At 35.9% G+C, this 13330-nt stretch carries 9 protein-coding genes; 4 read left to right on the top strand and 5 right to left on the bottom strand.

Going from position 1 to position 13330, the window contains the following annotated elements; translation table 11 throughout:
- Positions 1 to 6: 6 nt before the first annotated feature.
- The 3 genes from VB715_RS11420 to VB715_RS11410 form a co-directional block, all read right to left on the bottom strand.
- Positions 7 to 2127, bottom strand: a complete 2121-nt coding sequence (locus tag VB715_RS11420; protein WP_323301327.1) for a 6-pyruvoyl-tetrahydropterin synthase-related protein — start codon at positions 2125 to 2127, stop codon at positions 7 to 9.
- 63 nt (positions 2128 to 2190) lie between these two features.
- Complete coding sequence (locus VB715_RS11415) at positions 2191 to 4377, bottom strand: 6-pyruvoyl-tetrahydropterin synthase-related protein (RefSeq protein WP_323301326.1); 2187 nt, start codon at positions 4375 to 4377, stop codon at positions 2191 to 2193.
- Complete coding sequence (locus tag VB715_RS11410) at positions 4377 to 6185, bottom strand: hypothetical protein (protein ID WP_323301325.1); 1809 nt, start codon at positions 6183 to 6185, stop codon at positions 4377 to 4379. The genes VB715_RS11415 and VB715_RS11410 overlap by 1 nt, the downstream gene beginning before the upstream one ends.
- 185 nt (positions 6186 to 6370) lie before the next feature.
- Here VB715_RS11410 and VB715_RS11405 point away from each other — a divergent pair, with 185 nt between their 5' ends.
- The 4 genes from VB715_RS11405 (at position 6371) to VB715_RS11390 (ending at position 10737) form a co-directional block, all read left to right on the top strand.
- Positions 6371 to 7240 (top strand): FkbM family methyltransferase, encoded by an 870-nt coding sequence (locus VB715_RS11405; protein WP_323301324.1) that lies wholly within the window; start codon positions 6371 to 6373, stop codon positions 7238 to 7240.
- A gap of 63 nt (positions 7241 to 7303) precedes the next feature.
- A complete protein-coding gene (locus tag VB715_RS11400; protein WP_323301323.1) occupies positions 7304 to 8308 on the top strand; it encodes a glycosyltransferase family 2 protein in 1005 nt (334 codons plus the stop codon).
- 46 nt (positions 8309 to 8354) lie between these two features.
- On the top strand, positions 8355 to 9461 hold the full coding sequence (locus VB715_RS11395) for a class I SAM-dependent methyltransferase (RefSeq protein WP_323301322.1): 1107 nt from the start codon (positions 8355 to 8357) through the stop codon (positions 9459 to 9461).
- Between the two features lie 67 nt (positions 9462 to 9528).
- A complete protein-coding gene (locus tag VB715_RS11390) occupies positions 9529 to 10737 on the top strand; it encodes a class I SAM-dependent methyltransferase (RefSeq protein ID WP_323301321.1) in 1209 nt (402 codons plus the stop codon).
- A gap of 146 nt (positions 10738 to 10883) precedes the next feature.
- Here the strand turns inward: VB715_RS11390 and VB715_RS11385 are convergent, their stop codons facing one another.
- Positions 10884 to 11450 carry a Uma2 family endonuclease gene (locus VB715_RS11385; protein WP_323301320.1) on the bottom strand — a complete coding sequence of 189 codons (567 nt, stop codon included), beginning with the start codon at positions 11448 to 11450 and terminating at the stop codon, positions 10884 to 10886.
- A gap of 35 nt (positions 11451 to 11485) precedes the next feature.
- Complete coding sequence (locus VB715_RS11380) at positions 11486 to 13165, bottom strand: M14 family metallopeptidase (protein ID WP_323301319.1); 1680 nt, start codon at positions 13163 to 13165, stop codon at positions 11486 to 11488.
- Positions 13166 to 13330 lie beyond the last annotated feature (165 nt).

Here is a 13330-nt window from a genome sequence, read left to right as displayed (position 1 = left end):
ACTTAACTATTTATTTAATTTTCGTTGAATAATTGGGCTAAAAATTACACCAATTAATCCTAACCAAGCTAACCCACTAATCCAATTTGCCCAAGCTAAACCATGAAAGGTTACTTCAATTTTATAGGTTCCTGGTTTGAGATCTAACCCCACTAAATTATAATCTCGGTAATACACAGGAAAATAGTCTACTCTTTGCCCATCTACCCAAATTTTTTGCATTCCTTTATAGTATAAAACAGGCAATTGAACGATTTGAGCATCTTGCTTAACTGTTATCTCACAAACCGTTTTAACTCCTTGTTGTGAGCATTTTTCTTGGGTTTCACTGACGGGAATTGTGGTATGTTCAGGGGATAATCCTTCTAACCAGAGTTTGTTAACCCGAATTCTGAAAAATTGACCATCTTTAGTTGCACCATTAACTAGAAATTTTAGACCAAAATTCTCATCATTAACCGCAACTTTATCAAAAGGAACTTGCCAATCTAATTGACGATCAACAAGATCAATGATATCAACTCTTTGACCATTAACTTGAACTTCTAAAGATGCTTTATCCGCAATATTGTCTAACGGTATTTCTCCTTGAAGATGTAGCACTGGTTTTTCATTTTTCTGCCATACCGGATAATATAATTCTGCTTCTAAAATTAAGGGATGATTAACAAATGTATCCCAGGTACTATACCCAGGAATCCAGTCAGGATGAGATAATAATAAATCTGTCTTGCCATATAACTTTTTAACTGGGGTACGATAAAGATAATCTAAAGCACCAGAATAGCGAAATAATGGTTCTTTTAATAAGTCTTCAACCGTTGCTGTACTCCGAGGAATTGGCAACCAGGGACGACTCGCTAAAACAATAATTAGAATGCCAAGAATGAGGTGACGACGATCAAAACGTCGGCGAAAAATCAGGATACTTGCATAGGCAGTTAATAAAGCACCAGCCCACATTACATGGGTTAAAAACCGAAATGTAAATTGAGCAACCCAAAATTGACGGGGCAAGATTATCCAAAAATTAATCGGACTCCAAGTGACAAATAAAGCGACGATAAATACCCAAAGTAATCCGATTAAATAGGGGCGCGTTGGTTCTAGTTTGGCCGGAATAGAACGAGAGAAATAATAATAATAAATAGCCACACCCCAAGCGGCTAGAAAAACCCAACCAATCGCTGGATGTAAGCCATAGGTAGGAGCTAAACCTGTTTCTGTAGGAGCAGGAGGTAAAGAAGTTGGGGAAAGAAGATTACTTAGGGGAGTGTACCATCTGGTGTCAAATGGGTTAATCGCTTTGATTTGTTTGTTGATTGAAAGATTACGAGAAACTAAGACGACTGGGGCCAGGAAATAAATGGCTAACAACCAAGCTAAACCATAAGCTTTACCGACGGGAATGAGTCGAGATAATTTAAAATCAGTGGTTCGAGTTTGTAAGATGACAATTAAGCCTAAAAGCCCAATAAAAAGAGTTCCGTAAACAAAGGTAATAATATGGGTTATCGCTAATAAAAACCAACTTAAGCCACTAAGGATAATGTCTCGTTTTTTACCTGTGTTGTAGCATTGAATAACATAGTAAAGAGCAATGGGTAAAATCCCTTGAGCAATGGCTTCTGTAAAAGCTCCACGGGCATGAATATTATTGAGAAAATAAGGAGCAGACATATAAGAAATACCTGCTAAAATTGCGGGGATTTGGGATTCAGTTAGTTTTAAGCTCAAGCGATAAATATAAAATGCACCTACTAATAAAGCTGTCCAAACTACTAACTTATAGGCATCATAAGGATTATAAGGCAAGAGAAATTTATAAATTAATGCCCCAAAAAAATAGGGGAATTGACTATAAAATTGAAAGCCAGGATAACGCCATCCATTATCTTCAACTGGGGCAACCCGTAGGGGAAATTGACCTTCTTCTAAAGCCATACGTCCTTGGACAATATAACCAACATGAGAAGGAGTATCAGGATAAGGGGCAATGACTTGAGAGGAAGCCATTGGGGCCATTAAGCTAATAGCAATTACGCCATAAAGAACTAAAATTGATAAATTGTTTTTATGGGATTCAAAAAAATGAGAAATGGGTTGCAAGTTTTTGGTTAATTTCATTGAATGATGATCCTTAAAGCTGAAATTCTTGTCTCAGAATGGTTTTTAAATCAGTAGAACAATCTAAACTTTAACGTCTGCCTCCTGCTTCTTGCCTCCCCAAAAAAGTTTCATGCCCATAATAATGACACTTAGCCAAGCGAAAAAACTAATCCAGTTTGCCCAAACTAATCCTGTAAATATAGCTTGAATTTGATAGTTACCGGGTTTCAGTCTAACACCCACTAAATTATAGTCATAATAATTGACAGGAAAATACTCGACTAATTGACCATTGATTTTGATTTGTTGCATTCTAGAATAGTAAAGTACAGGAAGTTGAACGACTTGAGCCTTTTCTCCGACAGATACCTCACACAAAGTTTTAATTCCTTGTTGAGTACATTTATCTTTGGTTGTCTCAAGGGGAATTACGGTGTTTTCGGGGGATATTCCCTCAAAAAACAGGTTATCTACTTCAATCTGAGGACGTTGGTTATTATCAATATTGCCCTTAACCACGAATTGTAGACGAAACTCTTTGGGAGCTAGATCTAACTGATTCAACTTAGTAAGATCAAAGGGGACACGCCAATTTAACCTGGGTTGATTAAGGGGAATTTCTCCTAAAATTTGTTTGTTTTCGTCGGAATATCTCTGTAAGACGACAACGGATAAGGTGGTGGCATCGGACACCGTTTCTGGAGTCACCTTACCTTCTATCACCAAAACAGGTTTATCTGTCTCTTGCCACAGGGGTAAAATTCGCCAATTTGGTTCATTTTCTCCAATTACGGGCAAAAACTTCCGATCAAAAGACTCCCAACTGTTATAACTGGGAATCCAGGTATTACTCAACAAGGGTAGTTGAGCCTTGCCATATAAGGTTTTAATAACACTGCGATTCAGATAATCAATGGCTCCTGATTTACTAAATTGGGGATTTTCAACCACTTGATCTACGGTAATGGTTCCCCTCGGAATTGGCAGCCAAGGGCGACTAACCATAACTATCAGGAAAATTCCGATTAACAAATGACGACTAGAGAACCTTCGGGGAAAGAGTAAGGCGATCGCATAACCCGTTAATAAGGCCCCACACCACATAATATGAGTCAGAAATCGGAAGGTAAATTGTGTCACCCACAAGGATTTCGGTAAAAATGCCCAAAAATCGATGGGACTCCAAGTAATGAAGAGTACAAGGGGAAAAATCCAAATAAGGCCAAATAGATAAGAGCTAGTCGGATTCAAACGAGGGGGCAAGGGTTTGGCTGAATAGTAATCATAAACAACAACTCCCCAAGCAACGAGAAAAATCCAACCCACCGCAGGAGTTAAGCCGTAGGTAATGCCTTCGTCTCTGGGTGAGGGGGAAAGTGCCGTAGGAGAGAGTAAGTTAGCCAAGGGAGTCATCCAGTTGGTCATATAGGGACTCACTTGATCAACATAAAACCGCATACTCACATATTGGGATTCTAGAACTACGGGCATGAGATAATAAAAACCTAGTAACCACCCCAAAATATAGCCCACTGTGACTCGAATTAATGGATTGATTAAAGCACGGGTTTTTGGTGTTTTTACAATGATTAATAGCCCTAAAATTCCTAAAAATAGGGAACCATAAATAAAGGTAATAATGTGAGTTGTTGCTAAGGCAAACCAAGCAATGCTACTCAGTAAAATATATTGGGGTTTCGGGTTACTATAGGTTTTGATAACGTAATATAAAACAATGGGTAAAATACCTTGAGCAATGGCTTCTGGAAAAGCACCGCGAGCATGAATTGTATTAAGAAAATAAGGGGCCGATAAATAAGAAAGTCCGGCTAAAATGGCTCCAGGTTGACTACGGGTGAGCCACAAACTCAGACGATAGATGAAAAATCCCCCGATGACTAATGAACCCCAAAGCATCATTTTTAGTGCTATGTAAGGGTTATAAGGGGTCAGAAATTTGTAGATTAGGCCACCTAAAGTATAGGGAATTTGGCTATAAAATTGAAAACTCCCATAACGCCAACCGTTGTTTTCATAGGGAGCAACCCGTAACGGAAATTGTCCTTCTTCTAAGGCCATCCGTCCTTGAATAATATAAGCTAAATGGGGGACTGTTTCTCCAGTGGAAAAAATCACGGAATTTGAGGCCATTGGGGCCATTAAGCTAAAGGCAATAATTCCATACAGTAAGATAACTAATAAGTGATGACTCTCGTTGAGTAACCAGAAATTAAAGGATTTCCAGACTTTAAATTTAAAGGACTTCATTAAGGCGTTGTGTTAAATTTGAGTTGATAAATGAAGATAATATCGTTATGAGAGTAAAGAGGTTGATGGGTTTGGATAAATTCTAAATTTTTCGCAGCAATCGGATTTTTTTGAGCATTAGCAACAATTTGTTGTTTAACTGAACTATCAATTAGTAGATATTTTTCGGATAGTTGATTAATGTCTGATTTAGTTGCATTAAAAGGAGGATGAGCATAATAGGATTGAATATCAAGAGGATAATTTTGTTGTCGTCCAAGAAGGTCTAAATATTGGATAAAATTGATATTAACACCAAAGGTTTGATGGGTAATAACATCAGTGTTCTTTTCCGGTAGAAGACGATGAGTTAGGAGATATTGTACCCCATGTTGGGTTTCTTGTCCCCAATTAATGGTTGAATCATCCGTCAGTTGCCACTTTTCTTGCGTCCATAAAGGATTAACATAACTAAGAGATTGTGAAACCCCAAGCCATCCTAAACAAATATATAAACTAAGACTACTAATGATTACATATTGTTGCCATTTTTGTTTCATGAGTGTTGTTAATAGAGAAATTCCGAAATACAGAAAAATAATTAAAGGATAAAAATAACGATAACCGATAATAAAGCGACTTTTATGGGTTAAAATAAAGTAGCATAGAGGATAAGAGATGCCTAAGATAATTATTCCTAATTTGCCTAGGTTTTGTGGTTGTTTCCAGTTTCTAAAAAAATTGATTAATTGCTGTCGTTCAGTTATGATTTTGTACAAACCAAGAATAATTAAGAAACTTCCTAATATAAATAATCCTGGATTTTCTTTAAACCAAAATATTTTACCTAAATATTCAAGAGAAGTAATCGAGACAAATTGACCGTTCCAAAAAGGCTCACGAACTCCTCCCGCAGTGCTTAAATTCATCTTTATTCCTTGGCTATAGCGGTTAAAGTTCTCAAGAATTGATTGATTTGGAAGATTTCTAAATGACAAAGCATACATTAAAATGATTGAAAACAGTTGAGCCAACCCACTTAAGCATGATAGAATAATAACTTTAATTCCTAATATTCTCTTACCAATTTTAATTAAATATAAGGATAAGGTTAAAATACTTATTACAATAATAGGGACTAAAATTAAATTGCTAAATTTAGCATTAATTGCAACAAAACAAATAAAAGTAAATAAAATAAATTGATTTAACAAATGTTTGGGTTGAGGCGAAAATAAAGTTTTAATAATTCCCATCAACGAGATAATTGTCAGTAAAGAATAAACACTCACTAAAACATCAAAAGCAATCAGAAAGTTATGACCATAAAAGCTAGGAGAGAAAACAAATAAAATCCCCAAAGAAAAAGATACTTTAGCATCTATTGTTTTTAAAAGAAATGTATAAATATATAAAAATATCAAAAATAAACTATTAAATAACAAGTAACAAATTCGTAGAGAAAAAAGAATTTTATCAAAATTTTCTGGCCGCATCATTAAAAATTGATAGCCCACATTAAAAGCCGCAAGACGTGCCTCACTATTCTCTTCTCCAGGCACGATATTAATGGGAGGAATTGTTATTGTATAATCACTAAAAAATAGATTAATAATTGCAGAATTTACCAACTTAATAAATAGAGGATGCTCTTGATTAAGTCCAATTCCTTGAGTATAAGAATAAGCTGCCCCAATATAAGCAGATTCATCAGAAGTAATTGAGGTTTGCGTGATTAAATATATCCCCAATAAAAAATATATTATGATTAGTAATAGATAAAAATATAAGCTAGAAATTTTGCTGAATTTTAGAGTTGGCCAGGTCATCAATTTTTTAAGTAGAGAGAATTAAAAAACAGAAAAATACTTAAAGGATAGACATTTTAACAAACCTGGGGTATGATAGCACATTAATTTCACATCTGTCTGTCAGGAACTTTATGACGGCACTCAGGAGTCTATATAACTTCAAATGAGTGTTGGTAGGCCATTTATGGAAAATTTTGCTAAGTATGGACATTAAGGATTATCTCATTACGAAACTGCGAGGAGTAATTGGTATTATTGACGTATTAACTGACATTGATCGGGTTTTACACGCCCAAAAACGAGATTTAACCCAACAATTTCTCAACCAAATTTATTCAGGTGGATGGATTAAATGTCGTCTTAACGAAGTCGATATTTTAGCCCCAATTGAACCCCTGAAAATGTATCAACATTGTCTTGTCTTGGGAAAAGAAGAAAAATTCCATTTCTTAATTGAGACTCATTGTGTTAATTGGTTATGTTCAAAAATTGACTATGGGGATGTGGTTTTAGATATTGGGGCGGCCTATGGCGTTATCACCTTACCTTTAGCTAAAGCAGTGGGGAGAAAAGGGCGAATCTATGCCTTTGAACCCGCGAAAAAAACCCAAAAATTACTACAAGAAATGTTAGTATTAAACAACATTGAAAACATTAAAGTTGTGCAAGCTGCTATTAGCGATCGCCCTGGAGAAGCGGAATTTATTGAATATACATCGGATCAAGATATCTCTTGGGCCTCAGATTTTTCAACCCTAAATGCACCGGATGTAAATCTTAGTCGTCAGCATATCAGTTATTTAGTTCCTGTGACCACTATTGATGATTATGTAGAAGCTAATAACTTACAGCCGAAAGCGATTAAAATTGATATTGAAGGATTTGAATTATATGCCCTATATGGTGCAAAATCTACCTTAGAAAAGTATACGCCCTATCTTTGTATTGATATTCATGCTGATGTTAAAACAGGTAAATCCGCCTTATTAGAAGTAAAACCTTTCTTAAAATCTTTAGGCTATCAAATGGAGATGATCGAACATACCTTACTCTGTACACCTAAGAACAGTTAAGAGTGTTATATTTTAGGGCAATACCTTATCAATCTTTCAGCCGTTAATTGAGGAAATAACCTTGTGTTTATTTCAATTGTCATCCCCTGCTACAACGAAGAAGAAGTCATTAATGAAACTCATCGCCGTCTTGTGGCTGTTTTAGAACAGTTAACTCCTCAATTTGAATTAATTTATATTGATGATGGTAGTCAGGATAAAACGGCTGAACTGCTAAAGCAATTACAACACAACGATCAACGAGTTAAAGCAGTTCTCTTATCCCGAAACTTTGGTCATCAGATGGCAGTTACCGCAGGACTCGATCATGTCTGTGGGGAGGCAGTGGTGTTAATTGATGCGGATTTACAAGACCCCCCAGAAGTCATTGAAGAAATGCTCAATCAATGGTATCAAGGCTATGATGTGGCCTATGGGGTTCGTATCGATAGACAAGGAGAAACCCCTTTTAAGCTTTGGAGTGCGAAACTTTTTTATCGTCTCATGAATTGTCTCTCTGATGTGCCAATTCCCTTAGATACAGGGGATTTTCGCTTAATGGATCGGCGCGTTGTTGAAGCCTTAAAAATTATGCCAGAACGCGATCGCTTTTTGAGGGGAATGGTAAGCTGGGTAGGCTTTAGTCAAATTGCTGTTCCCTATCAACGGAGTCGCCGTTTAGCGGGTGTTAGCAAATATCCACTGTTCAAAATGATTCGCTTTGCCTTTGACGGTATTTTATCCTTTTCTTTAGTTCCTTTAAGACTGGCAATTTGGGCTGGTTTGTTGGCTTTTGCACTCTCTATCATTGGCATTATTTATGCCTTATTTGTACGATTATTTACTTTAAGTTGGGTTCCTGGATGGACTTTATCTTTCATTGCTATTCTGTTTATCGGTGGAATTCAATTAGTCTTTTTAGGGGTAATTGGTGAATATATTGGTCGTATTTATCGGGAAGATAAACGTCGTCCCCTATATTTAGTCCGGGAAAAATTAGGGTTTGGAGAAGAGTATTATAATCGGCGGCCAAATCGGCCGAAACAAACTATTACTATCGGAGAAAATTCTTCAGAAAAGTTTAGGTGATACTCCCTTATCTTCCCAAAAGTAGTTATTTTTTATTGGTGAGGCTATGAACAAATTCAAAGATTGGTTAAAAAATTTAAGAAGACGAAGCTTAGGCTTACTAGAAATTGAAAATATGATTAATCAATCTCTAGTTGATACCAATGATTTAATTGGTAGTGTTCAGCAGTCTAATAGTCAATTAAAATTTTCAATACAACAATTACAAGACTACGTTGAACAGAACAGACAATCTATCATTGATATTGAAAAATCTGTTAATGTTCTCTCTTCTCCTGAAAAATTAATCCCTCAACTCAATGCTTACACAGGCAAACATTATATTGCCCTAGAATACCCTCCTTCCAGAGATTATCAGCCTCGGTGGGGCTATACAAAACCTATTCATCCAGGATTAAGTGAACTTTGCCAGAAAAATTTTGATGAACATTGTGAAAACCTCCAAAAATTAGCCTCTTTCAAACCATTTTTTGATAAAATTAACACCAATTTTGATCACGAAAATCCGGGGGAACCTGGTTGGTTAAAAACGCCACTGAATGCCTTTGATGCTGCCTTAATTTATTACTTTGTTGCTGATAAAAAGCCCAAAATATACTTAGAAATAGGCTCTGGTGCCAGTACCTTATTTACAGCAAGAGCAATTAAAGATCACAATTTAGCAACATCAATTATATCCATTGATCCTGAGCCTCGCGCTGAAGTTGACGCAGTATGCGATCGGGTGATTCGTGCTGGCTTAGAAACTTGTGATTTGAGTATTTTTTCTCAGTTAGAAGCAGGAGATATTGTCTTTCTAGATGGTAGTCATCGATCCTTTATGAATTCTGATGTAACAGTATTTATGATGGATGTTTTACCGATACTAAAACCAGGGGTAATTATCGGAATTCATGATATTGTACTTCCCTATGATTATCCTGATAGTTTTAAAAATTGGTACTGGAATGAACAATATATGTTAGGCGTTTATCTCCTAGCAGCAGCCCATCGTATTAAAGTATTAATGCCAGCCATGTATATGTCTTTTAAACCTGAATTAGAATCAGCATTTTCTGCTATTTTAGAAGACTGGCAAGAAGATAACAGTGTTTGGCTTAATGGTGGTTTATTTTGGTTTACTCATCAAGACTTTAAAGAAGCAGAATCTTAAAAATTAATGTTCTTAACAAAGGTTATAATTGATCTGCTTCCAATGTTAACATAATTAGAATTTTTGAATGTCTATGAATTGTCGTGTCTGTGATTCCACTAATTTAGAATTAGCCATTGATTTAGGACATCAACCCTGGTGTAATCATTTCCTAAAACCCGAAGAATTAGGAAAAGAACCTTTTTATCCCTTGCGGGTTCTCTACTGTCATAATTGTGGGACAGTGCAGTTAGATTATACTGTTAAAAAAGAAATCATGTTTGGGGATCATACCTATCTATCTGGTGTGACAAAATCCCTGAGTGAACACTTTAAAAATGTTGCCCAGGAAGTCGATGATCGCTTCTTTAAAGATACTCCAAATAAATCGGTTTTAGATATTGGTTCAAATGATGGGACACAACTGAAACATTTTCAAGCATTAGGCTATGATGTTTTAGGGGTAGAATCTTCAAAAACAACGGCAAAAATTGCCACTGATGCAGGGGTTCCGACAGTTAATGATTTCTTTAATTTAGACGTAGTAAAACAGCTTGAGCGTAAGTTTCATGCCATTAATGCAGCCGGGGTATTTTTCCATTTAGAAGAATTACATTCTGTCACCGAAGGCATTCGGGAAGCTTTAGAAAATGATGGAGTTTTTGTCGTACAATTTCTTTATATGAAGCGAATTGTTGATAATTTAGCTTTTGATCAAATTTATCATGAACACTTATTATATTATAACTTAAACACCATTGAAGTGTTACTTAATCGTCATGGTTTATCCATGTTTGATGCTTATTTATCTCCCATTCATGGTGGTTCAATTATTGGTTTTGTTACTCATAAATATCAAAAAGAACCAAGCGATCGCTTGCAAAAAATGCGTCAGGCAGAAGTGGATGAAAAGAGTAACGAATTATCGACTTATTTAGACTTTGCTAAACGCATTGAACAGATGAAGATTGATAATTTGGCCTACTTAGATCAGGCTAAACAAGAAGGGAAAATTATCTGGGGATTTGGCGCACCCGTTAAGGGGAATACCATGTTAAATTATTTTGGGGTAGGGACACAATATCTTGATTGTTTAGTCGAGAAAAATGAACTAAGACGGGGACTTTATTCCCCTGGAATGCACATTCCTATTGTGATCGAAAAAGAATTAATAGAATTGCCTGACATCTATTATGTATTAGCTTGGAACTTTAAAAAAGAAATCTTAGCCAATAATCAACATTTAATAGATCAAAAAATTGAGTTTTATTTCCCTGTTGATCCTGAAGAGATTTAGAGAGATTTTTTGAAGTTAAACCCTTAAGGGTTTAGCTAGACAAACAAAACCCGCCTACGCGGGTTTTTTATTTAGCCTCCGCAGGGAGGCTTTGTGTATTTAGGATCAGACTTTAGTCTGTCTCTGTAATATTAAGAATATTAAAATTATACTTCAAAAATTTGTTTAATACTTAACTTTAAATCTGGAAAAAGCTCAGACTTAATTTCCTGTTCTTCTGTGAATTCAGTAGCTTCATAAAACCCAGAAACTAACAATAAAATAGACACCTTTTTAGCATCTGGATCAATAATCCAATATTCAGGAATTTCTCTAACGGCATATTCAGAACGCTTATAACGGTAGTCATCATCAGCATTCCCAGGACTAACAATTTCTACTGCTAGAAGCGGCGGAGATTCTAATACAGCAGTCGTCATTTCCCGAATTTCTTGACATTGACTTTCCGATAAAATGACTAAATCAGGAATCCTTGATTTAGTCTTCGCTGTTCTTACCCCTACTATACCAGGCATCACTTTCCATTGCTGTTTAATTCGCTCAATTTCTTGCTCTAACATCTTAAAGATAAAATGCAAAATTAAAGCATGAAAACCACTAGCAGTCGGCATAACTTTTAACTCTCCATTGACTAATTCATACTTGTTATCTGTTCCATCATCATAGGTTAGATATTCTTCAAATGAATATAGTTTAGTTGCTAATTTAACCATTTTTACGATTCTCCTCTTATGCTTTAAAAGTCACTTTAAGAGATTAATTTTAAAGAACATTTAACTGTTCCTGCCCGTTCTGAACAAGCTTTAACCTCAATTATACTATTCACAGGCCCTTGAATTACCCATTCTAAATGACGACGATAATCAGTCCCTTTAGCAAAGGTATTATAAGCTTTATTAGAACGACCTTCTAAATGCTTAATTTCTTGTTCTAATTGTCCACTAATTAACCTCACATCTTCCGGTAAGGATAAGATTACTTCTATGGGACGAACCGCTTTACGTTCTAAGGCTTTTTTACTGGTATAAGTGGGAAAAAATCCCTGGTTTTCTAATTCAACCACCAGATGATAAATATCCGCCCCTTGATGATTTATTTTAGTCTTAGAAATAGCTAATAAGGGGGAAAGTAAGGCATTCATTAAAGAAAATTGACACTGCTTTTCACAGATTTCTGGTAAATATTGAATCGGGGCATTTTGCCACATTTCCTTAAAATTCCATCCCCCAATTTCCACGTCTCCTAACTGGGGATGATTAAAAGATTGCCAATCAATAAACCCTTTTACTTCTAATTGTTCATCATTCCATTTAAACAATTTTAAGTCATCTTCAATCGGATGTTTACCCGACCAATCAGTATAATTTTCTTTTTTAACTCCTGCTTCTCTCGGAGCATCCCACAACTCAATGGTAAACCCAAACCAACCAAAATGATCATAAGCATAATCATCCATCACCCCATAGGTAACATCTTTAGGATGGTAACGAAAATCATGATAAACAGAGACACATTCATATCCAGTTATTGCCTTTCCTTTCTCCCCTAAAAGTTTATAAATCTCTAAGTCAGCAACGGGAAAATGTTCATCCGCATGGGTACTATAAGGCCGTAATATTACCGCAGAATAAGTATGATAACTAATAAAGCCATTAATGTTACGATTCTGCTGCCAAAACTCTGCTTCTGCGCGGGTTTCTGGTTCAGAAAAGGGGAAATCTCCGGCCCCTCTTTGTTCCCCTTCTGGTGACCAAAGATAGGGATAATTGCGGTTAAAATCCATCCCTTCCAAGGTAGGTGCTAATTTCACCTCATAACCATCATAATTAAGGATCAAACCTTCAGGTAAAATATTGTAATAAGTACCCTCAAATTCTTGTGGTTCTCGCTTTACCATTAAGCGGGGTTCTTGGTCAGAAATTTTCCACGCCCCACAGTCATCTTTGATTCGCATTTGTAAGATTAATCCATCCCCATTAACATCTTCTTGATGGAGTCCATCTTGTTCATCAGGATAGGGATAAGGGCGAATACTCGAACGCAAACGATAGGGTGTTGTTAAATATTTTTCCGCCCCATCAATGGCAATTCGTGGTAATATATAAATAGTGTAATTATCGAGAAGACGAGTGGCAATTTTTTCCGTTTGATACTGAGTTAATAAATGATAGAGAATATAACAAGCAACTGCCGATCCTGTGACTTCACCTGCATGGGTATTCGCGTCGATCCAATAGCCAGGTTTTTCTAGATAATTTCCGGTATTTTGGTTAGTAAGAATAGCAATAGGAATATCTCTTTCAGCGTAACTTTTGCCAATAATTTTCAGTTGCATCAATTGGGGATAAGCATCAGCCATCTGATGCAAATAATCTAAGAGTTCTTGATAAGTATAATAATGGCTAAAATCAAAAGGGTTTACCGTCATAAATCGTTACTGAATTTAACATCATCATTCTCTCTACTTCTAAAGTATACCTCATTTTTATTAGCCTTAATTGTTAAATAATTTGTCAAATATTATCCATAATTGTGTAGGGGGCAACGGCCGTTGACCCCTACTTAATTGGTTGGTTTTCTACGGAATTTAACC

Origin of the sequence: Crocosphaera sp. UHCC 0190, assembly GCF_034932065.1 — a bacterium.
GTDB lineage: Bacteria > Cyanobacteriota > Cyanobacteriia > Cyanobacteriales > Microcystaceae > UHCC-0190.
This window is presented reverse-complemented; position numbering and strand designations above follow the sequence as displayed.

Excerpts from the sequence above, each read along its gene's own strand:
- VB715_RS11420 (WP_323301327.1), bottom strand. The coding sequence starts at position 2,127 with ATGAAATTAACCAAAAACTTGCAACCCATTTCTCATTTTTTTGAATCC.
- VB715_RS11415 (WP_323301326.1), bottom strand. The coding sequence starts at position 4,377 with ATGAAGTCCTTTAAATTTAAAGTCTGGAAATCCTTTAATTTCTGGTTA.
- VB715_RS11410 (WP_323301325.1), bottom strand. The coding sequence starts at position 6,185 with ATGACCTGGCCAACTCTAAAATTCAGCAAAATTTCTAGCTTATATTTT.
- VB715_RS11405 (WP_323301324.1), top strand. The coding sequence starts at position 6,371 with ATGGACATTAAGGATTATCTCATTACGAAACTGCGAGGAGTAATTGGT.
- VB715_RS11395 (WP_323301322.1), top strand. The coding sequence starts at position 8,355 with ATGAACAAATTCAAAGATTGGTTAAAAAATTTAAGAAGACGAAGCTTA.
- VB715_RS11390 (WP_323301321.1), top strand. The coding sequence starts at position 9,529 with ATGTCTATGAATTGTCGTGTCTGTGATTCCACTAATTTAGAATTAGCC.
- VB715_RS11385 (WP_323301320.1), bottom strand. The coding sequence starts at position 11,450 with ATGGTTAAATTAGCAACTAAACTATATTCATTTGAAGAATATCTAACC.
- VB715_RS11380 (WP_323301319.1), bottom strand. The coding sequence starts at position 13,165 with ATGACGGTAAACCCTTTTGATTTTAGCCATTATTATACTTATCAAGAA.